The 26,839-nt window shown below is 69.7% G+C and carries 20 protein-coding genes and 1 pseudogene; 9 read left to right on the top strand and 12 right to left on the bottom strand.

The genetic code is table 11. The annotated features are described in order from the left end of the window. The first annotated feature begins 35 nt into the window (after positions 1-35). Positions 36-2,069, top strand: a complete 2,034-nt coding sequence (locus G3I71_RS39225) for a beta-galactosidase (RefSeq protein ID WP_164322659.1) — start codon at positions 36-38, stop codon at positions 2,067-2,069. 385 nt (positions 2,070-2,454) lie between these two features. On the opposite strand, the gene G3I71_RS39230 is transcribed toward G3I71_RS39225, so the two are convergent. The 4 genes from G3I71_RS39230 to G3I71_RS39245 all read right to left on the bottom strand — a co-directional run bounded on the left by G3I71_RS39230 (position 2,455) and on the right by G3I71_RS39245 (position 6,800). Further along, entirely contained in the window at positions 2,455-3,387 is a 933-nt protein-coding gene (locus G3I71_RS39230) for a hypothetical protein (RefSeq protein WP_203732544.1), read from the bottom strand. 128 nt (positions 3,388-3,515) lie between these two features. After that, positions 3,516-4,526 carry a helix-turn-helix domain-containing protein gene (locus G3I71_RS39235; RefSeq protein WP_164322661.1) on the bottom strand — a complete coding sequence of 337 codons (1,011 nt, stop codon included), beginning with the start codon at positions 4,524-4,526 and terminating at the stop codon, positions 3,516-3,518. A 384-nt stretch (positions 4,527-4,910) separates the two neighbouring features. After that, entirely contained in the window at positions 4,911-5,480 is a 570-nt protein-coding gene (locus G3I71_RS39240; protein WP_164322663.1) for a GNAT family N-acetyltransferase, read from the bottom strand. 9 nt (positions 5,481-5,489) lie between these two features. Next, the gene (locus G3I71_RS39245; RefSeq protein ID WP_164322665.1) at positions 5,490-6,800 is read right to left on the bottom strand and encodes a hypothetical protein; all 1,311 of its coding nucleotides are present in this window, start codon (positions 6,798-6,800) and stop codon (positions 5,490-5,492) included. Positions 6,801-7,375: 575 nt separating this feature from the next. On the opposite strand from G3I71_RS39245, the gene G3I71_RS39250 reads away from it, so the two are divergent. From G3I71_RS39250 to G3I71_RS39260, 3 genes are read left to right on the top strand one after another with little or no spacing between them, the layout of a single operon-like run. Further along, complete coding sequence (locus G3I71_RS39250) at positions 7,376-7,768, top strand: hypothetical protein (RefSeq protein WP_239149606.1); 393 nt, start codon at positions 7,376-7,378, stop codon at positions 7,766-7,768. Further along, a complete protein-coding gene (locus G3I71_RS39255; protein ID WP_164322667.1) occupies positions 7,765-8,007 on the top strand; it encodes a hypothetical protein in 243 nt (80 codons plus the stop codon). Before G3I71_RS39250 ends, G3I71_RS39255 begins: the two co-directional genes overlap by 4 nt. A 4-nt stretch (positions 8,008-8,011) precedes the next feature. Beyond that, positions 8,012-9,376, top strand: coding sequence for a hypothetical protein (locus tag G3I71_RS39260; protein ID WP_164322669.1), 1,365 nt, complete (start codon positions 8,012-8,014; stop codon positions 9,374-9,376). Position 9,377: 1 nt separating this feature from the next. On the opposite strand, the gene G3I71_RS39265 is transcribed toward G3I71_RS39260, so the two are convergent. The 3 genes from G3I71_RS39265 to rutA are packed head-to-tail and all read right to left on the bottom strand — an operon-like array spanning position 9,378 to position 11,993. Continuing rightward, positions 9,378-10,235, bottom strand: coding sequence for an ATP-grasp domain-containing protein (locus tag G3I71_RS39265; protein ID WP_164322671.1), 858 nt, complete (start codon positions 10,233-10,235; stop codon positions 9,378-9,380). Positions 10,236-10,251: 16 nt separating this feature from the next. Continuing rightward, positions 10,252-10,914, bottom strand: a complete 663-nt coding sequence (locus tag G3I71_RS39270; protein ID WP_164322673.1) for an isochorismatase family protein — start codon at positions 10,912-10,914, stop codon at positions 10,252-10,254. Beyond that, entirely contained in the window at positions 10,911-11,993 is a 1,083-nt protein-coding gene (gene rutA, locus G3I71_RS39275; RefSeq protein ID WP_164322676.1) for a pyrimidine utilization protein A, read from the bottom strand. Before rutA ends, G3I71_RS39270 begins: the two co-directional genes overlap by 4 nt. A 273-nt stretch (positions 11,994-12,266) precedes the next feature. On the opposite strand from rutA, the gene G3I71_RS39280 reads away from it, so the two are divergent. After that, positions 12,267-15,230 carry a SpoIIE family protein phosphatase gene (locus G3I71_RS39280; protein WP_164322678.1) on the top strand — a complete coding sequence of 988 codons (2,964 nt, stop codon included), beginning with the start codon at positions 12,267-12,269 and terminating at the stop codon, positions 15,228-15,230. Positions 15,231-15,328: 98 nt separating this feature from the next. Here the strand turns inward: G3I71_RS39280 and G3I71_RS39285 are convergent, their stop codons facing one another. Next, positions 15,329-16,210 carry a calcium-binding protein gene (locus G3I71_RS39285; RefSeq protein ID WP_164322680.1) on the bottom strand — a complete coding sequence of 294 codons (882 nt, stop codon included), beginning with the start codon at positions 16,208-16,210 and terminating at the stop codon, positions 15,329-15,331. A 312-nt stretch (positions 16,211-16,522) separates the two neighbouring features. Next, positions 16,523-17,923 (bottom strand): NAD(P)-binding domain-containing protein, encoded by a 1,401-nt coding sequence (locus G3I71_RS39290; RefSeq protein WP_343243198.1) that lies wholly within the window; start codon positions 17,921-17,923, stop codon positions 16,523-16,525. A 178-nt stretch (positions 17,924-18,101) separates the two neighbouring features. On the opposite strand from G3I71_RS39290, the gene G3I71_RS39295 reads away from it, so the two are divergent. Continuing rightward, positions 18,102-18,521 (top strand): helix-turn-helix transcriptional regulator, encoded by a 420-nt coding sequence (locus G3I71_RS39295; protein ID WP_164322682.1) that lies wholly within the window; start codon positions 18,102-18,104, stop codon positions 18,519-18,521. Between the two features lie 33 nt (positions 18,522-18,554). Here G3I71_RS39295 and arsB read toward each other — a convergent pair whose 3' ends face one another. Both arsB and G3I71_RS39305 read right to left on the bottom strand, forming a co-directional pair. Further along, positions 18,555-19,646: an ACR3 family arsenite efflux transporter gene (arsB, locus tag G3I71_RS39300; RefSeq protein ID WP_164322684.1), complete on the bottom strand. Its 1,092-nt coding sequence runs from the start codon at positions 19,644-19,646 to the stop codon at positions 18,555-18,557. Next, positions 19,643-19,951, bottom strand: a complete 309-nt coding sequence (locus tag G3I71_RS39305) for a helix-turn-helix transcriptional regulator (protein ID WP_164322686.1) — start codon at positions 19,949-19,951, stop codon at positions 19,643-19,645. The genes arsB and G3I71_RS39305 overlap by 4 nt, the downstream gene beginning before the upstream one ends. Positions 19,952-20,134: 183 nt before the next feature. Here G3I71_RS39305 and G3I71_RS39310 point away from each other — a divergent pair, with 183 nt between their 5' ends. Next, the gene (locus G3I71_RS39310) at positions 20,135-20,560 is read left to right on the top strand and encodes an arsenate reductase ArsC (protein ID WP_164322688.1); all 426 of its coding nucleotides are present in this window, start codon (positions 20,135-20,137) and stop codon (positions 20,558-20,560) included. A 179-nt stretch (positions 20,561-20,739) separates the two neighbouring features. After that, positions 20,740-23,799, top strand: coding sequence for an FG-GAP-like repeat-containing protein (locus tag G3I71_RS39315; RefSeq protein ID WP_164322690.1), 3,060 nt, complete (start codon positions 20,740-20,742; stop codon positions 23,797-23,799). Between the two features lie 362 nt (positions 23,800-24,161). Here the strand turns inward: G3I71_RS39315 and G3I71_RS39320 are convergent, their stop codons facing one another. Continuing rightward, positions 24,162-24,401: a hypothetical protein gene (locus G3I71_RS39320; RefSeq protein ID WP_164322692.1), complete on the bottom strand. Its 240-nt coding sequence runs from the start codon at positions 24,399-24,401 to the stop codon at positions 24,162-24,164. A gap of 481 nt (positions 24,402-24,882) precedes the next feature. Here G3I71_RS39320 and G3I71_RS39325 point away from each other — a divergent pair. Beyond that, positions 24,883-26,839, top strand: a pseudogene (locus G3I71_RS39325) (hypothetical protein); the annotation flags it as partial.

Consider the following 26,839-nt stretch of genomic DNA (forward strand, 5'->3'; position numbering starts at 1 on the left):
TTGGACACCCCTTGCAAGAACAGGAATGCCGACCGATGAAGCGCGAACTCGCTGTCCCCGGTATCGCGTACGGGGGCGACTACAACCCCGAGCAGTGGCCCGAGGAGGTCTGGGCCGAGGACATGCGGCTGATGCGCGAGGCCGGGGTCACCATGGTGAGCGTCGGCATCTTCTCCTGGGCGCTGCTCGAACCGGCCGAGGGGGTATACGACTTCGCCCGCATGGACCGTCTCCTCGACCTCCTCCACGAGAACGGCATCGCCGCCGACCTCGCGACCCCGACGGCGGCACCGCCCGCCTGGTTCTTCCGCGCCCACCCCGAGGCGCTCCCAGTGGACAAGGACGGGTGTCGGCTGTCGTACGGCAGCCGCCAGACGTTCTGCCCGAGCAGCCCGGCCTACCGGGAGGCGGCGCTGCGGATCGCGGGCGCGCTGGCGGAGCGGTACGCAGCGCACCCGGCGGTCGCGATGTGGCACGTCCACAACGAGTACGGCTGCCACAACCCCGCCTGCTACTGCGACGAGAGCGCGGAGTCCTTCCGCCGCTGGCTGCGCGCACGGTACGGGGACGACCTGGCCGCGCTGAACAACGCCTGGGGCACCACCTTCTGGAGCCAGTGGTACTACGACTGGGCCGAGATCATCCCGCCCCGCGCGACCGGCGCGGTCCCGAACCCGACCCACCAACTGGACTGGCGCCGCTTCTGCAGCGACGAACTGCTGTCGCTGTACAAGGCGGAGAGGGACGTGCTGAGGTCGGCGGCCCCTTCCCTGCCGGCCACCACCAACTTCATGGTGATGTACAACTTCGACGCGCTCGACTACTGGCGCTGGGCCCCTGAGCTGGACGTCGTCGCGAACGACCACTATCTCCGCTCCACCGATCCCGAGTCGGAGATCGACATCGCGCTGAGCGGTGATCTGATGCGGTCGCTCGCGGGCGGCCCCTGGTTCCTGATGGAGCACTCCACGGGTGCGGTGAACTGGCAGCCGGTCAACAGGGCGAAGACGGCAGGGGAGTTGCGCCGCAACGCCCTCGCCCATGTCGCCCACGGCGCGGACGGCATCGCGTACTTCCAGTGGCGTGCCGCGAAGGCGGGCGCGGAACAGTGGCACTCGGCGATGCTTCCGCATGCCGGCACGGACAGCCAGATCTGGCGGGATGTCGTCCAACTGGGCGCGGATCTGCGGGCGTTGGCCGAGGTGCGCGGCAGCACGGGCACGGCTTCGGTGGCCATCGTCTGGGACTGGGACGCCCGTTGGGCCCTGGAGCTCCCCTCCCAGCCGAACGGCGAACTCCGCTTCCAGGACCTCGTACGGGACTGGTACGAGCCGCTGTGGCGGTCGGGCGTCGCGGTGGACTTCGTACGGCCGGACGCTGAACTGGACGGATACCGGCTGGTGCTGGTCCCGAGCCTGTACCTGGTCGACGACGAGGGCGCGACCAACCTCACGGGCTTCGCGGAGCGCGGGGGCACGCTGGCCGTCGGGTTCCACAGCGGTGCCGTGGACGCCAACTGCCATGTACGGCTGGGGGGTTACCCGGGCGCGTTCCGAGAAGCCCTCGGGGTGCGGGCGGACGAGCTGTTCCCCTTGCTGCCGGGGGAGTCGGTCGGGCTCGGCGAAGCCGGCGGTGCCGTCGACGGCACGGGAACCCTCTGGTCGGAGCGGTTGCGGCTGGAGGGTGCGGGGGCGGAGGCGGTGCTGTCGTACACGGACGGTCCGTTGGCCGGGGTTCCGGCGGTGACGCGCAACTCGGTCGGTGCGGGCGCGGGTTGGTATCTGGCGACCCGGCCGGACGCGTCGACGCTGGGTGCGCTGCTCGCCCGTATGTGCGCGGAGGCGGGTGTCGAGGGTGTGCGGGCGACTCCGGTGGGCGTGGAGGCGGTGGTGCGGCGGGGTGCCGACGCGGACTTCCTGTTCCTCATCGACCATGCCGGGGAGGGCGCCGAGGTCGCGGTGGCGGCGGGGGCGACCGAACTCCTCACCGGGGAGGCGCTGTCGGGCGGCTCGGTGCGGGTCGCGCCGGGCGGGGTGTCGGTCGTACGGGAGCCGCGTCTCCAGCCCTGACGCTCCGACGGGGGTGCGCTGACGCCCTCTGCCAGTCGCCCGCGTCACGGTCGACGCAGACCCGGAGCGGGTGTACCTCGCCTTCCCCGCCCGGCGGGAGACCGACACGGGCAGTCATCCGCTGCGGTTACCTGGCTCGGATGACTTCATAGGCGGCTCTGGCGGTGGCGGCGCTGATGAGCCAGGTGCGCAGAAGGTGGGGATCCGAGCAGCACTTGATCTCCTGGCTGACAAAGAAGGGCACATCAATTCCGCGCCCCTCCAAGACGGTCATGATGGATTCGCGGCGGCCAGAGGTAAGGCCTTGGGCCCGCCCTCGGGAGAAGGCTTCGTCCCAGAGCCGCTCCACGGCGTCCTTCTCGGGGGAGAAGGGTCCACGTCTGCGCTACTCGGCTTCAAAGATCTCTGCGGCGGACGCGGCGGTGACGGCGCGCCGAAGCCAGTGACTCAGGGTATCGGGGTCGCCGCAGCCGGTGATGCGTTCACGGGTGTCCTCGGGGACATCGATGCCGCGCTCCGCGAGAACGGTGAGGACGTCCTCGGCGGCGCGTTGCGTCTCGCCCTCGGCCAGGCCCTCGGCCAGGCCCTCGGCCAGACCCTCGGCCAGACCCTTGGTCCGGGCTTCGTCGCGGACTTCTTCGAAGAGGGGCGACTTGTAGAAAGAAAGGTCCACGGCCACCAGTGTCCTCCATTGCGCTGCGGCGGGCAGCTTGCCCAGGCCCTGTGAGATGAATTCGATGACGGGATTCTTGACGTCGTCCGTCTCGTCCTGCAGAACGGTCGCCATTGCTTTCAGTATGGCCCCGATGTCCGGGTTCTTGCCGTGGGTGATCGCGGACAGCGTGGCGAGTTGGAGGTTCTTGCGGACCTCGGCGGGTTTGGTCATTACCGGCATGTTGTGCGGGCCCACGACCAGCGGGCGCAGGGTGAGAAGGGGCCACTGGCGAGGGCCGAAGGAGACCGGGCGGGCTGCCCATTCGGCGGTCGCGCGGTCCTGGCAGACGATCAGCAGTATCGGCTGCAGCCGGTACTTCGCGAGCACGTACGAGGCGTAGTACGCCCAGCTCGCGGGCTTGCGGGGGTCCTTTTCGCCCTGGGACTCGATGGCGAGGAGAAGCGGTTCGTCGTCCTCTGTCTCCAGCCGTAACAGGGTGTCGACGCGACGTTCGACCGGCTGGGTCTCGGTGAGGTCGGTAGGCAGGACGGTGACCGAGGTGGGTTGGGCAAAGTTGATGCCCAGCACCTCGGAGACCCGGGAGAAGAGCTCCGGGTACTCCTGGAAGATGCGGTGCATCGCCTCGTGAGGCGCGCTGACCATAAGGGTCCCTGGGAGTGTGAGTTGGTACGAGTCATGCGGGAAGAAATTGCCTGTGGCATGTGCCGGAATGAATCTCGCTGCGAGCGTAGGAGTTCAACAGGGTCTGGCAGTAGCCAAGTTGGTGACGTTCACCCTGAGGGGTGAAGGACTCCGAGAGTTGATCCGCTGTGGAGTTGACGGCATTCGCCGCATCTGCCGGGCTCCGGACCGCGGAAGGCCCGCTCGCAGCCGTCGCAGTTCTGGAGTGGGTGCCGGACGGGTGATGGCCCGGCCGGTGCGCGGTACGGCGCCGGGGGCGGCAGCTGGGTGGTGAGGCGGTGGGCGAGGAAGGCGGCCGGGCGGCGCATGCCTTCGGGTGGGAGGTTGCTGGTCAGTGCGTGTCGTACGGCGGTGGGGCTGGTGTCGCGTTCCAGCCAGGCGGCGACGCCGGGTGCGAGGTGGGCTGTGTCGCAGGTGGACAGGAGCAGGTCGGGGTCGAGGCGGCGCAGGCCGGCGAGGAGGTCGGTGGCTGCCTGGAGGAGGCCCGGCCCCTTGTACGCGGGCTGCGGTACGGCGGGGAGGGGCTTGCGTGGGGTGCGCTTCTTCGGCGGGCCGGGGGCAGCGGGGTGCGCGGGGCGGGTGGGCTCGGTGGCACTGGGTTCGGGGGCGGGCGCGTGGTGGGGAGCGGGCCCTGGACGTGACTCCGGTCGGGGCTTGGAGTCCGAGTCCGACTTCGGCTTGGTACGGCGATCAGCGTGGCCCTCGGCATGACGTCCCGGCCGGTTGCAGGAGACGGTGCGGGTGACGATGTTGCCGGTGGGGGTGCGTTCGCGGGTTCGGCTCAGGTAGCCGTGGGTTTCGAGGTCGCGCAGGGCGGCGGCGATGCGGTCGGGGCCCTCGGGGAATCTCTTGGCGAGGGTCTTGATGTCGACGGGGGAGCCCGGGGGCAGCGACTGGATGTGGGTGCCCAGGCCGATGGCGAGCAGTGAGAGCTCGGGGTGCTGGGCGAGGTGGTTGCCGATCACCGTGAAGCGGGTGGTGTGGCGGACGTTGTCGTGGATGACGCCGGAGATGCCGGATTTGGGGCGCCGGTGGGGGTGATTTTTGCCCGCGGGGCGGGACGGGGCGCATGGGGGCGCGCTAGGGTTTTTCGTGTCCATCGGGAAGGGGTCTACTTCCTTGGTGGTCAGGCCCTCGCATTGGGATTGCAGTCCCGGCGAGGGCCGTCGTATGTCCGCTGTCTGCGGTTGCTGTGGTGGTGGTGCTGGGCTGAGCGTAAGGCAGGCAACCGGGCACAAATCCAGCTGAGTTGCTGATGTTCACTCGGGCGAGTGAGTTCGCGTGGAAGCGGCCGTGGTCGCCCCCCTCCGGCGAACGGGAGGGAAGGTGGGGCTTGGTGGGTTTCTTTATCTCCCGTGTTTCTTTGTCTTTGGCTCCTGTGTTTCTTTGTCTTTGGAAGGCGCCGGGCCTTCCTGGGCACACGTCACCGGAACCTACGTTTCCGGGTTCCGGTGCGCCGGTTTTCACGGTTCGACGTTCGTTGTTCACTTGAGGGCGACGCGCAGGAGAAGCAGATCGAACTCGGGCCCGTCGGCACTACCCCGATAAGGACCGGCGTACCGGTACCCGAGCCGGGCGTACAGATCCTGGCCACGCCGGTTTGAGGGCAGGGCGAGGAGCGAGGACCATTGCGGGGCGATGGCCGTGAGTAACTCGGCATGCAGCCGTGTACCGATTCCCTGTGCCTGCCACGGCGGTCGTACGGCCAACTCGCACAGCCCCATCAGCCGTTCGGTACGGGCGCCTTCGGGAACCTGGTCCACGAGCCCGGGGCCGAACCAGTAGTACGCGCTGCACGGAAAGGCGTACCCGAACCCGACGGCGGTTCCGCCGGTGTACGCGACGACGAGAGCGAACCCGGCGTGTTTGAGGTGGCCTTGGACCTGGCGGCGGAGCGCGGGTACGGACAGTCCGGAGGCCTCCGCGCCGGGATTGTCGACCAACTCGGGGTGGGCATCGGCCCAGAGGTCGGCGATGACGTCGAGCAGGGGTGGGACCTGGCCGGGGCCGTAAGTGCGGATCACCAGGTCCGTGCTGGTGCTCGGGGTGCTCACTGTCTACTCCTAGCTGGCGCCGGTGGTGGTGCGGTACTCCTCCAACCAGTCGGCGACCGCGGGGACCGCAGCGTGCCGCTGGAGTGCGCTCTCGACGTTCTGTAACTGCTGAAGCAGCCGGTCGGAGCGGACCTCGGGGAGGTACACAAGGACGCGTCCGGCGGCCTCGGCAGCTGCCTCGGGCTCAGGGCGTTCCCTCACCGCATGCTGGATGGCGACATCGGCGGTGTACCGGGCCCTGTTGCGGGCGAACTGGTTGCCGTGGAGCAGAACGGCCTGCTCGGCTCCGGCGGCGGCTCGCTCGTGCTGGTCGAGGTCGGCGCGGGCGAGGGCCTCCAGCCCGGCTAGTTCGGCGGGTGTGTAGAACTCCAGCCACTCCGGATCGGATTCGGTGGGACCCTTCGCGTAGAGGCGATGGGCGCGCACGATGGCCTGGTCAGCGGCTCCGCGATCACCAAGAAGGGCCCATCCGCCGGCCTCGCGCATGGCGAACAGGCTGAGCAACCGTGAGGAGCCGTAAGCGCGGACGACGCTCTGAGCGCCCTGGGCAGCGCTGATCGCCTCGCGCGGCCTACCACTGGCTTTGGCCAGCAGACTCAGGCAGCCGAACGCGTGTCCTTCCAGGCCGGAGTCATCGGCGATCCTGGCAGCGGCCAGTGCTTCGCCGTACAGGGAGCGGGCGTCGGCGGCGCGGCCGGAGTCGTACGACAGCCATCCGGCGGCGATCGACAGGTGCCCGGTTGCCGTGCGAAGCCGCTTGCCGGTCTTCTCCGTGTACGCGCCGTCGTGCAGCCACTCGTACGCGATGTGCAGCATGTTCGAGGCGTCCCGGCGCAGAGCGGCGGAGCCGTGGTCGTGGTCGTGGCTGTAGATGGTGGTCACAGCCTCGTCGACAGCGCGGACGTCCGTGATGCCGATACGGCCGGGACGCCTTTGAACGAGGGCACCGAGAGAGAAGGAAAGGGCTGCGCCCGCGCCGTCGAACAGGAAGCCGCGCCGATTCACCGGGGCCACCCGATCAGGCTCGTGCGGCGGGAGGACCGGGCGTCGCCCGGTTGCTGACGATGCCGGGCGAAAACCCAGCTCGGTCATGGTCCGTCCACCGGTGAGCCTGCTGAGAATTCTGCGGTATACGGCTCTGGGACAGTCGACGTCCCCGTCCTCCCAGGCGGCCACCAGGCGTGACGTACAGCCGACTGGTCCACCCATCTCCTCGCCGGTGGCGACGATCAGCTTCGCGAACTCCTGACGGCTCATCTGGAATTCCAGCTCGCGCACAGCGCGCAGCCGGACGTTGGGGCTGTGTCGGTGGTCGGCCATACCGAACTCCGGGGCTGCATCTGTGTGTCGACAGGGGTGCGGGGATCGTACGGCTCCTCCCCCTGTCATGCCCCGCCCTTGCGGCGGGATCACCCTCGCTGGACGGACTTACATCGTTCTTGCATCGGGCCGGCATCGCTCCGACTCGGCCCCGGCTGCTTGCCTGGACAGTGACATGACGACCGACCAGGGAGGCAACTGTGGCGAAGTCCTCCAGGAAAGGAGCACGCACCGACATGTTTGACTTTCTCCGCCGGACCGTCGCGTGGACGAGGCTTCTGTCGTCTCCGGGTACGGGGCGACGCCGAGTGGGAGCCCGACTTGCCTCACCTCCCGTGGCCGAGTGGCAGGGCCCTGTCCACTCCTCTGAAATGTGGCTCCCTGTCCAGAGGTCGCCGTACGGCCTGGACGATCTCCTCGACGGTGGCGCGAACGCCTTGGTGCGCCCGTACCTCGTTGGGTACGAGCGAGAGTGCGTCAGGCGGCAGGGACCTCGGCTTGCTCTGGTGCTCGCTGCGGATTTCCGGATCGACCTCGACTGGCACTCGGTACGTGCACCGGAGGTGGCCGTCTAGATGGAACCACCCATCCCACCCCGCCTCCTACCCTGGCCCTCCCCCGAAGGCAAGCCGTGCTTTCTCGTGCACGGCAGCGAAGGCGGCTACGTCACACGCCTGGCCGACGAGATGGAGGCGATGCAGCTGACCATGGGCACGGACGTGCTCGGCTTCGCCCGTGCGGTACTGAACGACCAGTCATCCCCGGCCGCCGAAGTGCGGTACGCCGGTGTCCGGCTCGCCGAGTGCCTGGGGGATGTACTGCGGGTCGCCGAGTCGCGGGGGATGCGGCTGCCCGTACCGGACGGTGCCGATGCCGAGGATGCCGATGACCTTGGAGATACCGACACCGACACCGACACCGACACCGACACCGACACCGACACCGTCCGGCCGGGAGTCCGTCCATGAGTCCCGGCCCGCACACGGTGTACCGGTACGTCCCTCACACCATCCGGCAGATCCCGGAAGCCGGCGTGAGCTACGAGGTGTGCAGCTCCGAGCCTGGCTGTGCAGAGGGGTCCGGGCCGCAGGACGCCCAGGAGAACGCCCAGGACTGGGCCCTGCGGCACACCGGGCGTACCGGTCACGCCCTCTTCCACCGGGTCGTGACGGATCACGCCCGGGTGACCCGCGAGGAGGGAGAATAGGCGCGTGACTGATGTGCGAGACGCCTTGGACGGACTGGCCGGGGATCAGCAGCTGTCGCAGGACTGGCTCGGTGGGCTGACGGCGAATTCCGCGCTGCCCGTATCCGTGCTGGCGCGACTGCTCACCGTCGAGGAACTGCCCGACCACACCTCCTCCTGGCTCACCCGGTACCCACTCGACCGGGAGAAGACGGCCTTGCTGGTGGCCTCTCCGAAGACCGCCCACCGGCTTGAGGCGGCGGCGAACCCGTCCGCCGATGTCGACGAACTGACGCTGCTCGCCCGTGATCCCGAGCTCCGGGTCCGGTGGGTCTACGCGGTGCTCGTAGGTGACTTCGGCCGGCGCATACCGGATGGAGCGCTGGAGACCCTGGCCGGCGACAGCGAGGTGAAGATCCGGCGGATGGCGGCGCAGCCGTCCCTGCCACTGCCGGTGCGGGCGCGGCTTGCCGAGGACGAGGACGCCTCGGTGCGGGCCGTCGCCCTCACCGCGGAGCTGTGGCCGCAGCTTCCGGCCGCCGTACGCGAGGCCCTGCTTGCCGACCCCGAGCCCCAAGTCCGGGACGCCATAGCCAAGTTGCTCCTCAGTGAGCCCGAACCCCTGCCCCTGCCCGAGCCCGCCCTACGTGTCCAGGACCCCGACCCCTACGTACGGAGCAGAGCAGCCCAGGATCCCGACGTACCGACCACCCTGGCCCTGCGACTCGCCGAGGACTTCGACGACTACGTCCGGCTCTGCCTCTCGATGCGCGAGGACCTCACGGAGGAACAGCGCTCCGCCATCGCGTACGTCGTGCCGCATGGCTACCACATGCCCCCGCGCTGGATCGAGGAACGCGGTCACGAACCGGACGTGGCCCGGCGGGCCGCCGCCTCCGGGCATGTCCTGCTGCGGCGGAGCATCGCCGGGCAGCGGCATCTGCCCGCCGATGTGGTGGACCGCCTGGCCGAGGACGAGGACTTCTTCGTCAGGCTCACGCTGTGCGAGTCGTGCGAGGAAGCCCCGCACGAGCTCGTGCTGGAGATGTACACGTACTGGCACGGCCTGAGGTGGAGCTTCTTGCGCCGCCACCCGAACTTCGCCAGCCCCGGTCTCGCCCGCTTCGCCGACCACCCCAATCCGAGGCTGCGTCGCGCCGCCCTCGACGATCCCGAGGCCGGACCCGAACTCGTCCTGCGTCTGATCGACGATCCGGAGATCGGCCCCTGGGCGAGAACGGACCCCAGACTGCCCAGCGAGGAACTGCACCGGCACCTCGCTGTCCCGGGTTACGCACTGGGCGCCGCCGCGAATCCCGCACTGCCGCCCGCGACGATGCACCGGCTCCTCGATCTCGCCGGGGTGGCGAACCTTTCGGGAACCCACTGACTCACTGAACCCGTGCCGTCCCTCTCACAAACCTCTCGTCACCCTGGCGGACCCACCCCCGGGGCCCAGCCGCCCGCAGTACGACATCAAGCACCCCTTCGACCCGCGCCGCGTAACTGTGCGAGAACCACGGCATGTTGGCCTCCACCACCGCCCAACGTTCGCGACCGCCCCGGTCGGGATCCTGGATGAGGCCGACATCGACGGCGACCGCGCTGGGCAGGGAATCCCCTTCGGCGGTGAGGAGTTGATCGGCGAACCGGAGGACCTCCGACTCCCGCCCGTCCCCGTCGAGCGGCGCCGGATCGAGACGCCCGAACACCGTGTACCGGCTGCCGGTCACCACCCGCCCGTCGAGTACGAACAGGCGGTACTCGACGGCGAAAGTGACGATGTCCGACACCAGCACGGGCGTGTCCGGGCCCACGGCCTCCCCCGTATCGCCCGTATCGCCCGTACGGGGAAGCCGCGAACCGTCGGCGTACACCGCCGCCGGGAACGACTTGGCGCTCGGCGGTTTGACGAACACCGGGCGCCGAACCCGCCACGCCTCCGCGAGGGTCGTCAGTTCCACGTGCCGTCCCGTGAACTCCTCCGGCAGCGCGGCGAGCCAGTCGTCGGGCGGTTCCAGCAGCCCGAGGCCGAGCGCACCGGCGATCCGGTGGTCGTACGCCAGCGGACCCCCGTACCAGTGCACCGCCCGGTCCCCCGAACCGGACAGCCCCGTCAAGGCCGACGCAGCGGCGAGCGACCGCACCTCCATCCCCCGTCCGGCCGCCGCCTCCGCGAGCAGCACCGTCGTACTGGTCTGCTGACCGGAAGTCAGGAACACCGGAACCGGTCCCCCGTCGCCGCCCATGACTCGCCCCCCCTTGTCAGGTCCCGCCCCGGGACAGGTACTCCGTCACCCGTCCCACCCCCCAAACCTCACCGATCTTGTGCCCGATGTCGAACAGGTTCGCCGCGTGCACCCCCGCGTCCCGGTCTCCCACCGCCTCCTCGACCACCACCGGAATGAACCCGTGCTGCATGGCGTCGAGAGCTGTCGCTCGTACGCAGCCGCTGGTTGTCAGGCCGGCGATGAGGAGGGTGTCGATGCCGTGGGAGGTGAGGTACGTGGACAGGGTGGTGCCGAAGAAGGCGCTCGGGTACTGCTTCGTCACCGTCAACTCCGCTTCCCTCGGCGCCAGTCCGTCGATGAAGTCGGCGTACGGGCTGCCCTCCACGAACGCCCGCAGGCTCGGCACCTTGCGGTAGAAGACGCCTCCGTCGCTGCCGTCGGGGCGCAGGAGCACGCGCGTCACGATCACCGGGACTCCGGCCCGGCGGGCGACGGACAGCAGCCCTCGCATCGCCTCGGCGGCGCCCTCCGCGCCCGCCCCCGCGTAGAGGGGGCAGGCCGGATCGACGTACGCCCGGGCCGGGTCCACGAGGAGGAGGGCGGGGGAGGTGCCGGGGGTCAACCGGCCGCCCAGACCGGCGCGTCGGTAGTCGTCCTCCGCGGTGCCCGCCTCACCGGTTCCCGGAACCGGACTCACGTCGAACTCCCCCTCCCCGCACGGGACTTCATCAGCGGCTGGATGCGCGTCCCGAAGTTCTCCAGGCCCTCCAGGAAGTCGTCGAAGACCAGCATGATGCCCTTCGTGCCCGCCACCTCGGCGACCTCGTCGAGCATCCTCGCCACGCTCTCGTACGAGCCGACCAGCGTCCCCATGTTGAAGTTGACCGCGCCCTCGGGCAGCGCGATCGTCCGCGCCGTCGACGTTCCCGTGGACGTCGTGTCGGTGGCCGTCTCGCCCGCCATGTACGCCAGCGCCGCGCGGTCGGCGTTGTCGTGGTAGTCCTGCCACGTGGCCTGGGCTGCTTCGTCCGTCTCGGCCGCGATGATCATGAAGAGGGAGAGGGCTCCGACGTCCCGGCCCGTTCGCTCAGCCTCCTCCATCAGCGTCGCCGTGCTGCCCGCGAGCGCCGTCGGGGTGTTGACGCCGCTGCCCAGGATGAAGTTGTACTCCGCGTGCTCCGCGGCGAACTTCATGCCGGTGCCGCTCTGGCCGGCCGCGACGATGTCGATGTGCCCGTCCGCCGGGCGCGGGGAGAGGACGCAGTCGTCCATCTCGTAGAACTCGCCCTTGAAGTTGCTGACGCCGTCGCGCCACAGGTCCTTCATCACGGTGACGTACTCGACGGCTCGCGCGTAGCGGTTGCCGAAGTGGTCGTCGCCGGGCCACAGGCCCATCTGGGAGTACTCGCCGGGGGCCCAGCCCGTCACGATGTTGATGCCGAAGCGGCCGGGGGCGATCGAGTCGACCGTGACCGCCATGCGCGCGACGATCGCCGGGGGCAGGGCCAGGATCGGTGTCGAGGCGTAGAGCTTGATGCGGTCGGTGACCGCCGCCAGGCCCGCCATCAGCGTGAACGACTCCAGGTTGTGGTCCCAGAACTCCGTCTCGCCGCCGAAGCCCTTCAGTTTGATCATGGAGAGGGCGAAGTCCAGGTCGTGGGCCTCCGCCTTCTGCACGATCGCCTTGTTGAGGTCGAAGCTCGGCAGGTACTGGGGTGCGCTCTTCGAGATCAGCCAGCCGTTGTTGCCGATGGGGATGAAAACGCCGATGTCCATGCCACTCCTTGGAGAGATCCTCTGGTCGGACCCACCGGACGGACCCACTGGGCGGATCCTCAGATGTGAAGTCCTCGACAGTCAGTTACGTTCAAATCTCAACTGTCCTTCAACGGCAGGCTACTTGGCCCTGATGACGGTGGAATGTCACACAACCTGCCCTGTGAGGGCGGTTGTTGCTGCCCATGTGCTCCGGTGAAGGTGACCGGAGATGAACGTGAGATTCCTGCAAAGTCCTGCTTGAGGTGCCATTTAAACGGTAAAACTTCAAGTATGAACGCACGGCTGGCACTGCTCGGCTCGGTGGACCCCGGTGTCGCTGAGAGCGAGGTCTTCCGGCTGGCCCTCCAGCACGCGGTGGCGGAGCTGGGCGCGCTCGGGGGAACGATCCACCTCCGGGGCCCCATGTCGGCGCTGCGGCTGGTGTCGGCCACCGGTCTGCCCACGGCTCTCACCGGCCCCTGGGAGATCATCGACCAGGAGGGCCCGCTGGCCCCCGCCCGCGCCCTGTACGAGGACTTCCACGAGGGCCGTGGGGTGTGGATACCCGGGGTGGCGGCCGACCGCGCCGATCCCTCGATCCCCATCTGCCCGTCGAGCGCGCCCATCCCGGGCAGCGGACTCGCCGCCGTGCCCGTCATCCGACGTGACCGCAGCATCGGCGCCCTCACCGTCATCACGGGTGACCACCGCGAACCGACGTCCGCCCACTGGCGGTTCCTGCGGGCCGTCGTCGCCTGGGCGGAGGAACGCATGGTCCAGGCGCCGTTGCCGGCCGGGCCCGTGCACTCGGAGATGAGCGGCGACCGGCTCCGCCAGGCGCTGAAGGAGGTCCGCGTCGGGTCGTGGGACTGGCACATCAAGAACGGTGAACTCATCTGGGACGAAGCCGCGATGGAGCTGTACGGCACCCGCCCCGAGGAGTACACCGCCCGCGTCGAGAACTGGATGCGCTGCGTCCACCCCGACGACCTCGGACCTACCCTCGCCCTCGTCGACCAGGCGATCCGCGGCCACTCGGTGTTCGAGGCCGAGTACCGCGTACGGGGCCTGGACGGCACGTACGGCTGGCACCAGGCGCGCGGCCGGGCGACGTACGACGAGCACGGCGAGCCCCTGCGGATGATCGGCATGGGCTGGGACAGCAACGAGTCGCGGACCGCCCGGGACGCGCTCAGCCGCGCCCTGCGGCACATGAGCGACGGGTTCCTCGCGGTCGACGACACCTGGCGGATCACCTTCGCCAACCTGGAGGCCGAACGCACCCTCGGCCTCTCCGAGGCGGAGCTGTTCGGGCAGGTCCTGTGGGACCTGCCGACCGTGCGGGAACTGCCCGATCTGGAGAGGCGCTGCCGGAAGGCCGCCGCCGAGGACAGGTCGGTCGGCTTCGACATACGCGTGCCCGGCACCGGTCGCCGACACCACCTGCGACTGGTCCCGGGCCCCGACGGCCGCACCCTCTACCTCCAGGACGTCACCGAGAAGCGGCGGCACGAGGAGGAACGGCGGGCCGCCGAGTACGACGCGGCCGAACGCGCCGCCCGCATAGCGGAGTTGACGGCAGGGCTCGCCAAGGCGACGACCTCGCGGGACGTCGTCGACGTGGTAGCCCGGCGCGTACTGCCGCCGTTCGCCGCCGCCGGCCTCATCGTCCAGACCATCGAGAACGACCGCCTGTGCACCGTCGGATCCATCGGCTACGAGGAAGACTTCCTCAACCGGATCAGCGACGCCCCGCTGACACCCGGCTGGCCCAGCTGTGACGTGATCATCAACGAGACCCCCGCGTTCTACTCGTCCCCGGAGGAGTTCGCCGCCCACTATCCCCCGCTGGCCCGCCTGCCCCGGCACAGCGGCAAATCGGCCTGGGCGTTCCTGCCGCTGACCGCCTCCGGCAACACCTTCGGCGTCTGCTCCGTCAGCTTCGACCGCCCGCGTGGTTTCACCGACGAGGAACGCACCCTCCTCACCACGATCAGCGCCCTCGTCGCCCAGGCCCTTGCGCGGGCCCGCCTCTACGACGACGAGCGCAGCCGCTCCCGCGAACTCCAAAGCGCGCTGCTGCCGAGCGAGTTGCCCGACCTGCCCGCCTGCACGGCCGCCGCCCGCTACCTTCCCGCCGCCCAGGGCGTGGACGTCGGCGGCGACTGGTACGACATCATCCCGCTCTCCGGCGGCCAGGTCGCCCTCGTGGTCGGTGACGTCATGGGCCACGGACTGCCCCAGGCGGCCACCATGGGCCGGCTGCGCACCGCCGTCCACACCCTCGCCGACCTCGAACTGCCCCCCGACGAGATCATGAGCCACCTCAACGACATCGTCGGCAACATGGGCGAGGAGTCGTACGTCACCTGCCTGTACGCCCTCTACGACTCCATCACCCAGACCTGTTCCATCACCCGCGCCGGCCATCCCCCGCCCGCGGTCGTGCACCCCGACGGCACGGTGTACTTCCCGGCTCTCACCGCAGACCCGCCCCTCGGCGCGGCCGAACCCCCCTTCGAGACCGTCGAGTTGAAGGTCCCCGAGGGCAGCCTGCTGGTGCTGTACACGGACGGTCTGGTCGAGTCGTCGAAGCGGGAGATCGACGAGGGCATGACCCAACTGGCCGCCCTGTTAAGGGGAGCGTACGAGGCCGGTACGGAAGGGGACCTCGAAGGACTCTGCGACACACTCACCGCGGGACTGCTTCCCGTCGAGCAGCCGAACGCGGACGACGCGGCTCTCCTCATCGCCCGTCTGCACGCCCTGACCGGCGACCGGGTCGCCTCCTGGCCGCTGCCCGAGGACCCGCGGGCGGCAGGCCAGGCCCGTCGCCATGTCCGCGAACAGTTGTCCGCCTGGGGCCTGGACGACCTCACGCCCACCACGGAACTCCTGGCCAGCGAGCTGGTCGGCAACGTCGTACGGCACGCCAAGGGCCCCGTCCAACTCCGGCTGCTGCACGGCGCCGAGCTGATCTGCGAGGTCTTCGACGGCAGCCTGACGATGCCCCGTATCCGCCGGGCGACGGAGACGGACGAGGGCGGCCGGGGGCTGCAGCTGATCACCGCCCTGTCCCAGCGGTGGGGGACGCGTTACACGCCGACCGGCAAGTGCATCTGGACGGAGCAGGCGCTTTTGCCTCCGGCGGGTGGGCGGGGTGAAGCGCCCGGTGACGCACTGGAGTTGATGTTTCTGAACTCGGGGGAGTTCGATGACTTTCCGGAGTTGAGAGGGCTCGGGGACCTGAGCTGAGCCCTCTCGCCGGGTACGTGGTTCGCTGCGGGGCGGTGGGGGCTGGTCGCGCCCACGCGGCGGAGCCGCAAATGTCACAGCCCCGCGCCCCTTAACGGCTAGTTCTGGTAGACCTTGTCCGTTCCCGGGCCGCCCGAGAGGGTGTCCCTGCCGGGGCCGCCGTGCAGGATGTCGTTGCCGCTGTTGCCGTAGAGCGTGTCGTTGCCTGCGTCGCCGTACAGGCGGTCGTTGCCCTTGCCGCCGTAGAGGAAGTCGGCGCCCGACTTTCCGTGCAGGATGTCGTTGCCGGCGTCGCCGTACAGCGCGTTCTCGTCCCCGTCCCCGTCCGTACCGCCGGTGAGCGAGTCGTTCCCGGTGCCTCCGTGGCACGCGGTCGAGCACCCGGTGAGGACGTCGTTCCCGGCGCCGCCGTACGCTCCGAGGCCCCAGATTCCGCCCCCGCCGTTCAGGCGGTCGCTGCCGTCCTGGCCGTAGAGGACGTCCCAACTGGTGCCCCGCAGAACGTCGTTGCCCTTGCCGCCGTAGATCGTGGCGTACGCGGTGTTGTCGGCGGCGATCGTCGCGGTGTCGTTGCCGTCGCCCAGGTCGACGTCGTAGATGTCGGAGTCGTCGGAGCCCAGCGGGATGCCGACCGCGCAGCGGGCGACCGTGTGGTCGGTCGCCGACGGGTACACGCACTCGTCGTTGCTCGCCGCGCTGCTGTCGATGGCGATGGGGGCACGGTCCCGGAAGGTCAGGATGTAGTAGGCGTCGAACTCGTTCTCACGGGTCTCCACCGTCATCGACACCGTCAGCCTGTTGGTCTGGCCCGAGGCGCCGTTGTACCAGAGCTCGCCTGCGGTGTGGTGCAGTGAGCCCGCGTCCGGTGTGGCCGCCTGGGCGGCGGGGGCCGTGAGCGCGGCTGCGCCCAGGGCGAAGGTGAGGGTGAGGGTGAGGGCGGTGGTGGTCGCGGTGGCGGCGATCCTTCTGTGTGTACGCATGCCGAAGCAGCCCCTTCGCGGGCGTGGTGCCGTGGGTGGGTGTGTCGCGGGTGGTCGTCGCTTCTGATGTCCCGTTAGACAGCGGACCAAGGGCTGGGGTTGTACCCGAATCCCGAAACATGGTGAATCTTGCGGAGCCTCACCTTTCGGGTTTTCGGGTCCGGCGCGTCGGATGAGCCCTGGGAAGGGCATCGGGGCCGTGCGGTGGGCCGTCGCGGGCGCGGGCGCCGGTTCGCCGTGGGGCGTGTTCGCTCAGCCGGGACGGTTCCTGGCGGGCGGGTGGCGAACCGGTGTCCCGGTCGGACGGGCCGTTCAGCAGCCGCCGGAGGCGGTGGTCGGGGCGGCGGCGCCGATCTGGAGGGTGGCGGAGGAGGCGCAGCAGCCGCCGCCGGACCGCTCGTCGTCCTCCGGCTCGTCGAAGAGGCCCGCGCCGCCGCACACGCCCGTCTCCGGCAGGGTGAGTTCGACGCGCTCGGCGGCCTCCCGGTCGCCCGAGATCGCGGCGGCGATGGAGCGGACCTGCTCGTAACCGGTCATGGCGAGGAAGGTCGGGGCACGGCCGTACGACTTCATGCCGACCAGGTACACGCCCTGCTCCGGATGCGAGAGCTCGCCCACGCCGTGCGGGTAGACGGTGCCGCAGGAGTGGACGTTGGGGTCGATGAGCGGCGCCAGGGCGGTCGGCGCCTGGAGGCGCTCGTCGAGGCCGAGACGGAGTTCGGACAGGAAGGACAGATCGGGGCGGAAGCCGGTGAGGACGATGACCTCGTCGACCGGGTCGAGGCGGCGCCCGTCCTCCGCGACAAGGACGAGCCGGTCACCGTCGCCATCGCCGCCGCGTTCCACAGCCTGTGTACGGAATCCCGTGACCGCGTCGGCATGGCCCGCCTCGACGGCGGCCCGGGCACGCAGACCCAGCGCGCCTCGGGCGGGAAGCTGATCGGCCTCCCCGCCGCCGTACGTGCTCGCCCCGACGCCGCGCCGCAGGATCCACACCGCGTGCGTACCGTCCGCCTCCTTTGTCTCCTTCGCCAGGTCGGCGATGAGCGCGAGCGTGGTGAAGGAGGATGCGCCCGAGCCGATGACAGCGGTGCGCCTGCCCGCGTAACGGGCGCGTACGGCAGGGTCGTTGAGGTCGGGGACGCGGTACGAGACGCGCTCGGCGGCTGTCCTCTCGCCGAGCGCGGGCAGGCCGTCGGCGCCCATCGGACCGGGGGCGGACCAGGTGCCGGACGCGTCGACGACCGCGCGGGCGCTGATCCGCGCCTCGACTCCGTCGCCGGACCGGACGTGCACGGTGAACGGCTGCTCGTCGCGCCCCGAGTCGACGATCCGGTCACGTCCGGCGCGGGCGACGCCGGTCACCGTCGTGCCGTAGCGGACCCTGTCGCCGAGCGCGTCGGCGAGGGGCTGGAGGTAGCGCTCGGCCCAGTCGCCGCCGGTCGGGTAGGCGGCGGCGTCGGGGCGGACCCAGCCGGTCGGGGCGAGCAGCTTCTCGGCGGCCGGGTCGACGACCTCGCCCCAGGTCGAGAACAGCCGTACGTGGGACCACTCGCGTACGGCGCTGCCCGCGACCGGGCCGGCCTCCAGGACCAGGGGTTCGATGCCGCGCTCCACGAGGCGGACGGCGGCGGCCAGGCCGATGGGGCCGGCGCCGATGACCACGACGGGCAGCTGGTCGGTGCCGGGCACGCTGTTGCTGGACGAGGCCACGGGGGTCCCCCTTGTTTCGATATCCGTCGATCTCCTGTGTCGCCAGCATTACATCTGCATCGATGAGCGTCAACATAGACATTCATCGAATCAGTGGATGGATGGATGGATGGGTGGGCGCGGGCCGGTCGCCCGCGGCCCCTCCCGTCACTGATTCGACGTATGTCAACATAGATGCATGTCGAACACGAAGGTGTTGCCGCTACTCGCCCCTGACTCTGCTCCTGCTCCTGCTCCTGCTCCTGACCCCGTCCTCGCCCCTGGCGAGGCCGCGACGCCGTGCTGCCCGCCGCTGAGCGAGCGCCCGTTCACCGCGGAGGAGGCCGAGACGGCCGCGCGGATGTTCAAGGCGCTCGGCGACCCGGTGCGGCTGCGGCTCTTCTCCGCCGTGGCCTCTCACGAGGGCGGCGAGGCGTGTGTCTGCGACATCTCCGACGTCGGGGTCTCCCAGCCGACCGTCTCCCACCACCTGAAGAAGCTCAAGGAGGCCGGTCTGCTCACCTCCGAGCGGCGCGGTACGTGGGTGTACTACCGGGTCGAGCCGTCGGTGCTGGCCTCGATGGGCAAGCTGCTGGTGACCACCTCGACCGGAGCCTGAGCGCGCGACCGGGCCTTCTCCGGCGGGTTGCCGTCAGTCGCCGGGGGGAGTGGGGGTGAACTTCCGCCGCCAGGCCAGGGAGACGTACACCAGCGCGACCAGGACCGGGACTTCGATGAGCGGGCCGACGACACCGGACAGTGCCTGGCCGGAGGTGACGCCGAAGGTGGCGATGGCGACCGCGATGGCCAGCTCGAAGTTGTTGCCGGCCGCGGTGAAGGCGAGGGTGGCCGTGCGGTCGTAGGCCAGGCCGATGACCTTGCCGAGGGCGAACGTGCCGAACCACATCACCGCGAAGTACACCAGCAGCGGCAGCGCGATACGGGCGACGTCCAGCGGCTGCGAGGTGATCGTCTTTCCCTGCAGGGCGAAGAGGACGACGATCGTGAAGAGCAGGCCGTACAGCGCCCAGGGGCCGATCCTCGGAAGGAACCCGGACTCGTACTTCTCCCGGCCCAGCCTGCGCTCGCCGACACGGCGGGTGAGGAACCCGGCAAGCAGCGGGACGCCGAGGAAGATGACCACGTTCAGGGCGATCTTCCACATGGAGATGTCGAGGTGCTCGCCGTCACCGAGGCCCAGCCACCCCGGCAGCAGGTCGAGGTAGAACCAGCCGAGCAGGCCGAACGTCAGTACCTGGAAGACGGAGTTGAGGGCCACGAGCACGGCCGCCGCCTCGCGGTCGCCGCAGGCCAGGTCGTTCCAGATGATGACCATGGCGATGCAACGGGCGAGGCCGACGATGATCAGGCCCGTGCGGTACTCGGGCAGGTCCGGCAGGAAGATCCAGGCCAGCGCGAACATCACGGCCGGGCCGACGACCCAGTTGATGACCAGCGACGAGACCATCAGCTTCTTGTCACCGGTGACGGCGTCGAGCTTGTCGTAACGGACCTTCGCCAGGACCGGGTACATCATGATCAGCAGGCCCACGGCGATCGGCAGCGAGATGCCGCCGATCTCGACCTCGGCCAGGGCGTCGTTCAGACCGGGGACTGTGCGGCCGAGGCCGAGCCCGAGGGCCATCGCGACGAGGATCCATACCGCCAGGAAGCGGTCGAGCGTCGACAGCTTCGCGACGACCGAGGGCTCCCCGGCGGTCGCGGCTGTTTCGGTGCGGGTCACAGGCAGGCCCTCTTGTTCCCGGCGGCGGTACGTGCGGACTCGGCCAGGTCTGCGAACTGGCCGGCGAGCCGGGCGACGACGTCGGGGCGCAGTTTGTAGTACGTGTACCGGCCGCACGGCTCCGTCTCGACGAGACCGGCCTCGCGCAGCACCCTCAGATGGTTGGAGAGGTTGGTCTGCCGGGCGCCGGTCTCCTCCACCAGGTGGGTGGTGCACAGCGTCTCCTGGGCGAGCAGGGTCACGATCCGGAGCCTGAGCGGGTCGGCCAGAACCCGGATCAGATCAGTGTCGACTGACGTCATCATGGGCTGATACTTTCACATCACTCCACACTGATACCAGCCTGAGCTGATGCGAGCGGGGCTCATGGCAGGACCCCGCAACAACCAAGAAGAGCCAAGAAGAACCAAGTACCTGTGACGAACCAAGTACCTGTGACGAACCAAGTACCCGTGACGAACCAAGTACCCGTGACGAAGGAAGAACCGATGACCTCCAGCCCGCCGCCGCTCGCCTCCGTGCTGTTCGTCTGCGTCCACAACGCGGGCCGCTCCCAGATGGCCGCCGGTTTCCTCGGTCACCTCGCGGGCGATCGGATCGAGGTCCGCTCCGCCGGGTCGATCCCCGGAGACCGGGTCAACCCGTCCGCGGTCGAGGCCATGAAGGAGGTCGGCGTCGACATCGCCGACGCCCAGCCGAAGATCCTCACCACCGAGGCCGTCAAGGCGTCCGACTACGTCATCACCATGGGCTGCGGCGACGCCTGCCCCGTCTTTCCCGGCAAGAAGTACCTCGACTGGGCCCTGGAGGACCCGGCGGGCAAGGGCGTCGAGGCCGTCCGCCTCATCCGCGACGAGATCAGGGGGCGTATCGAGGCCTTGATCGCGGAGATCGACGCCCAACGGGAGGCGTGACCGCAAAGGCGTCGAAGGCGCTCCTCCGAGATCCCGTACAACGTTTCGCGCCGGCGTGAGTCTGACAGGGCGGCATGAGTTGGCGGCCGTTCCTGACAGCGGACGCAGCACATCGCCGGCGCGCAGACAGGGGAGAACACATGGGGGCGGGACGCTTGAGACGCACGACTTCGAGACGCATGACTTCGCGTAAGGCGCGGAATGGCAGGCGGTCGAAAACCGGGGTCGTCTCGGTCGCGGCGGTCCTGGCGGTGGTGGCCGGGCTGCTGCAGTTCACCTCGGGGCCGGCCGTAGCGGCCGACGGCGAGGACATGCCGTCCGTCACTCTGACCGGCGCGCACCGGGAGTTGCCGAGGCAGGTGTACCTGGCCGCGGTGGACGACTCCGGGTACCTGTCCGACGCGACTCCGTACACGCACTCGGCGGCCGACCCGGTGACGTGGACCGGCCGCGACGGCTCGACCAGGGAATACACGAACCACGCGTACTCGGACTCCTACAACGGCGGCCTCGGGCTGGAAAAGCCACCGGGGACGACGAACGTGTACCAGATCCGGCGCTACTCCACCGGCAAGGTGACGCGGTTCTACGCGCGGGCCGGCGACCGGGTCACCCCCATCTTCGCCGAGAACCGCCTGGTGGTCGCCCGCGAGGTCGGCGGGAAGTGGACGCTCATCCTGCTGGAGATGCCGGCGGGCGGCGGGCAGCCGGTCGAGCGGCCGGTGACCGGCGTGGCGGACGACTTCAACGGGTGGACGTACGAAGAGACGTCGGACACCCGAGGGGCCGCGTTCTGGTACAAGCCGACCGATGCCGGCCTCCCCTGGCGCACCGCGCTGCTCGACTTCGGCACCGCCGCGCTGACGTACGTGCCGAGCGACGACTTCGGTGTCCTGGAATACCCCCATCTGGCCGGCGACACGGTGCTCTTCTTCGCCGTCGACAAGGCATTCCAGACCTCGCGGCTGTACGTCGTCGACCGCGATCGTCCGGAGACCCCCGGGCACCTGGTGGATGTCCCGGAATCCGCCCGCCTCAAGGCCCGCGCGATCGGTGACTGGGTGCTGTACCCCGACGACACCAGCAAGAACGCGATCCGCGCCGTGCCGGTGACCGGCGGCCCGGCGCGCACGCTGCTGCCCGCCTCGTCCGGCAACTTCGTCGACGGCGACGACGGCAGTTTCTCCATCGAGGGCGGTACGGACGCCGAGCACTGGGCGATCCAGCGCGTCACCCTGGGCGCGGACGGGGTCCCGGTCTTCGAGCCGGTGGTACCGCTGCCCGCCATCTCGGTGTACGAGGCCGGCGGCGTCGCGGTCGATCAGGGGCGGTTGCTGCTCGGCACCGAGCACGTGGAGGTCGGGCCCGGCACCGATCTCACCGCCTCCGCACTCTCCCTGGCGGCCGACGGCACCCTGACAGCCGCACCGCCGGAGAAGCTGCGCGACCTCGGGTACGACGCGCACGACGTGACCGACCCCGACCACGTCTATCACGCGGAGTGCTACGAGGAGTGCCTGCGGTTCACCGGCACGGGAGAGGGCGACATCCCCCGCTGGGAGGAAGGGCTGTCGGCGGACCTGGCGGCGTCCGGCTCGTACACGGTGGTCCGGGCAGGGAGCACCCAGCAGGTGCGGGACGGGAACAAGGTGCTGGCCACCGGCTCCTGGCCGGCCGCCGCCCTGTGGGGGAACACCCTGTGGTCGGCCGGGACCGACTCGGGGGGCAGGGCCGAGTTCCAGAGGTTCTCGCTGCCGTCGATGCAGAAGCTGGAAAGCGTGAGCTTCGGCGTCTGCTCCCCGTCCGATCTGCAGGTGGTGGGCCGGTACGTCTACTGGTCCTGCGGACCGAACGCGCAAGCGGGCGTCTACGACCAGAAGACACACACGCAGCAGGACGTACCGCAGGGCTACGCGCGACTGGGCGACGGCTATGTGGTCTCCCAGGACGACGAGTCCGACAAGCTGCTGATCACCTATCTGACGGGCGCGGTCCCCTCCGACCGGGTAGGTACGAAGGAACTTGGCCCGCTCCCGTCCCAGGCGCACGCGCCCGCCGACCCGCGCGGCCGGTACTGGAACGTGGACCGGTTCGGCGGTCCGGTCGCCTACCTGACGGCGTCCGGCGACGTGACGGTGAAATGGCCGCAGGTGACGACCTCCCCGCTCACCGCGATCGACTCCACCGTTCCCACGTCCGTCGACCTGCGCCAGGGCGGCGGCTTCGAGGGCGTCTGGCACCTGAACAGGCCGACCGCGAGCTGGAAGCTGACCGTCGCCGGTCAGAGCGGCGCCGTAGTACGGACCGTCACCGGCGGCCCGGCGCGCGGGAAGCTCACCGCGACCTGGGACGGGCGCACCGAGAACGGGGCCCTGGTCCCCACCGGCAACTACCGGGTGACACTGACAGCCCGGGCCGCGGACGGCACGACGACGGACACGCAGATCCACAACAAGTGGGTACTCGTACGGTCGTTGGAGCGCCACGACTTCGGCCGGGACGGCATCGGCGACCTGATCACCTTCGACAGCGCGGGCCGCCTCGCGATCCAGCCCGGTACCGGGCGCGGCACCATCGACAGCGCGCACAAGACCCTGGCCGGCGGTTGGCCCACCTCGTCGACTCTCGTGCCGTTCGGCGACCTGAGCGGCGACGTGTGCAACGACCTCCTCGTCCGGGACTCCGCCGGGCGGCTGACCCGGTACGACGGCACCTGCGGCAAAGCGTTCACGCCCAGGACCACGCACCGCCTGCTCGGCACCGGTTTCGGCGGGTACAACGCGCTGACCTCGCCCGGCGACCTCACCGGTGACGGGCTCGCCGACCTGGTCGCCCGTGACAAGGCGGGTGTGCTGTGGCGGTACTCCGCAGACGGCAAGGGCGGCCTGACCGACCGGGTACGGCTGGCCGCGGGCCAGGGCGGCTACACCCGGCTGGTCGGTGCGGGCGACCTGAACGCCGACGGCATCGGCGACATGGTCGGACTGGACGGCAGGGGCGCGCTCTGGCGGTGGCTCGGCGACGGCAAGGGCGGCTTCGGCGCCCGGGTCCGGATCGCCCAGGGCATCAGCGTCAACGCCCTGGCCGTCCCCGGCGACCTGACCGGCGACGGCCGTCCCGACCTCGTCGGCCGGGACAGCGCGGGCGCCCTGTGGCGCTGGAACGGAACGACGTCCGCCACCTTCGGCACGAAGACCCGCATCGCCACCGGCTGGAACGGCTACACGGGTTTGTACTGAGCCTCCCCGCCTCTCCCTCCGGGGCCCGGCCGCAACCCCTGCGACCGGCCCCCGGAGCACGAAGAAGGGCCCCGCTGCGAACAGCGGGGCCCTTCGACATCGTGCCCGGTGAGGCACTGGCGGAGGATAGGGGATTCGAACCCCTGAGGAGTTGCCCCCAACACGCTTTCCAACTGTTCGGCCGGGTGTCCGGCCACATCCGTCAGCGTCCTGACCTGGGTCGAGAGGGCCCGATGGGAGTGCTCCGGACGCCTCTGAACGGAGGTGAATGCAACCCGAACTGCAACCCTCGGACCGGCTTCCCGGCGGGTGTGCCATGCTGCCCCGCCCTTGAGTTCTAGCGATCGTCGCAACACCCCAGCTCAAGGGGTGCAATGTTCGAGATCCGCAAGACACGGGCGGTGGCCTGGGGCCGCAGGTAGCTGACCCGTGAACGTGAGGGATACGGCCGTGCCGCGCGGACGCAGTCGGTGGAGGATCTCGTCCCCGGTCTCGTCCACGATCAACACCGCTTCCAGCTCCATCAGCATCGCTTCGCGCATCTCCCGTACCAGTGCGCGTGGTTCGCGGTGCTCGAAGCAGCCCGCGATCTGGCCTGTCACCGCGCTCCCGTTCCTCGTCGTCCGGCCGGGTTTTCGTGATGTTCACCAGGAGAACGCCGGGGGAATCGTTGATTCCGGAAGGGAGCTTGCGGGGCTTCCGTTGGGAACGGCACTCTCTAAATCACTTACGAAAATTTATTCGATATGTAAAGATCGCTCTGCAAACGGGGGGAAGGGGCAGAAGGGTGAGGACGGGTGTGCCTGACCAGCGCACTGGCGTTTCCTCAGCCTTGTTGGACTGTGACCGGTATGTCCTGTCGGCAGGTATTGCCGTGCCTGTATTTGGTGATCCGTCAGTTTTTAGTGTCCAACTATGGGCACGCACTGTCGTGCTTCCTCCCGGGTCGATTTATCGCGATCGTTCCGACGAGGAGAGCAGGGAATCGAAGTGCGCGGATCACTACTTTTACGGGGTAATCGCCGCAGCCGTTCCAGACGGCACGCGGGCTTAGCCGGAATCGCGCTGCTGACAGCGGTCTCCGTGGTGACGGGACTGGTACAGGCGGTTCCCGCGAGCGCCGCCGTCGCCGTGGACCCGCTACCGGACACCGGTGGCTCGGGGATCTCCTTTGGGCAGGATGTCCGCGCCAACCGCTGCGAAGCCGGTTTCGGCCTGCACATCGGCGGTCCGGCGCTCAAGGCCGCTGCGGAAAAGGCTCTCAACGGCACCGACGCCGACCTGGCTGCCGACCTGTTGCGCCCCAGCAACATCTATCCCAGCGTGCTGGACGATGCCGTACGCGTGGACGTGAGCGGCGTCTCCGACTACGTGGCCGCGTCCAACGCCAGCGAGACGCGCTGGGAAGCGGCCAACCGGACCTATGCGCTCTCCTACTTCGGTGACGACGCCGTTACGGTGAACGCGCCCGAGTTTGACGCAGACATCACAACCTTCACCATCGGCCCGCAGCTGAAGCTGTACGACATGTTCGGCCAGGACGGCCGCAGCATGCCGGGTGCTGCCGCCATCACCGCGGCGAAGAGCCTCAACGCCGCCATCAAGGGCCAGAACCCCGGCGACGACCGGCTCGCCGACCTGATGCTGTCCCCCAGCGGCCTCTCCGCGCCCTACAACAACACCACCGCCAGCGACATTGCCCGCTATCTGCGCCAGGGCGGTTTCCCGAAGCAGGCCCCGGTGGATGGGTCAGCGGAGTACCGGATGGAGGTCGAGGCACTCAAGATCGCGTGGGGGAGCTGCGACAGCTGGAACCCCACCGACCCGCGCCGAGTGCTGGCCTCCGTGACGGCCACCGCCTACGCGGAGTGGGAGCAGGAGTACGCGGCCCAGGCCCAACCCCGCAGAGACATCATGGCCGCCGAGGTGACCGCCGCCGCCCAACTGCACAAGGCCACCGACGCGATGATCGAGTCCATCGCGCAGGCATGGCTGGCTGAGCAGATCCTGCTCTGGCAGAAGTACTGGGCCGGTCAGTCCGCAGCCGATCCGCTGCGGCCCAAGGCGGCCGTCTTCACCCAGGCCACCACCAACCTCGCCAGCGCCCGTACCCGAGCCGCCGCCCAACTCACCCTGGCCAACACCGCCGTGACCGCCGCCGGTGCGGCCTCCGCCAAGGCCACCAACGCCCAGACCGCCGCGTACGCCATCGCCGACGCGGCCAAACTCCCGCGCGGGCGGGGCCTGTTGTACGCCCAGCAGTCCGTGCAGTCCGTCAAGGCGTCCTACGCCGCGGCCCAGGCAGCGGCCAAGGCCACCCAGACCGCGGTGAACGCGGCGAAGGCGACGGTCGCCGACAGCAAGGCGCAGTTCGCGCTGTCGCAGACCCAGGCGCACGCTCTCAACACCGAGTTCCGCCGGGCCGCCGCGCAGGAGGCGGCAGCGCAGGCCAAGGCCGCCGCGACCGCCGCAGCAGCCCAGGCCACCGAAGCCGCCACCAACGCCACCAAGGCCAGGACGGCGCAGACCACCGCTGAGACCGCCGAACAGACCGCCAAGACCGGCGCGGCGAAGGCCAAGTCGGAACGCGGCAAGGCCGAAGCGGCACGCGACACCGCCAAGGCCGAACACGCCAACGCCACCCGCGAACGTGGCAAGGCGAGCGACGCGGAATCCCGCGCCCAGGCCGACCGGGACGCCGCAGCCACCGCCCGCAGTGCGGCGGAAACGGCCGGTGCCACGGCTTACACGAAGTTGGAAACGGCGGAAGACGCCGAGGCCGACGCATATCGGGCACGTGATGCCGCTCGGAACGCCGAGGTCGACAAGCAGGCGAAACTGTCCCGCGCCTCGGCGCTCGAAGCAGCCGCTGCCGCCGCGGCCGGTTCCGCTGCCGCCGGCGAGGCCAGGACCGCGGCCACGGAAGCCCGGACAGCCGCCAACAGCGCGACAAGCGCGGCGACCAGCGCCCGCGCCAACGCCAACATCGCGAGCGATGCGGCTGTGGCGGCCCGTGCCGCGGCGACCCGGGCGGACGGGG

Origin of the sequence: Streptomyces sp. SID12501 (assembly GCF_010550245.1) — a bacterium.
In the GTDB taxonomy this organism is placed as follows: domain Bacteria; phylum Actinomycetota; class Actinomycetes; order Streptomycetales; family Streptomycetaceae; genus Streptomyces.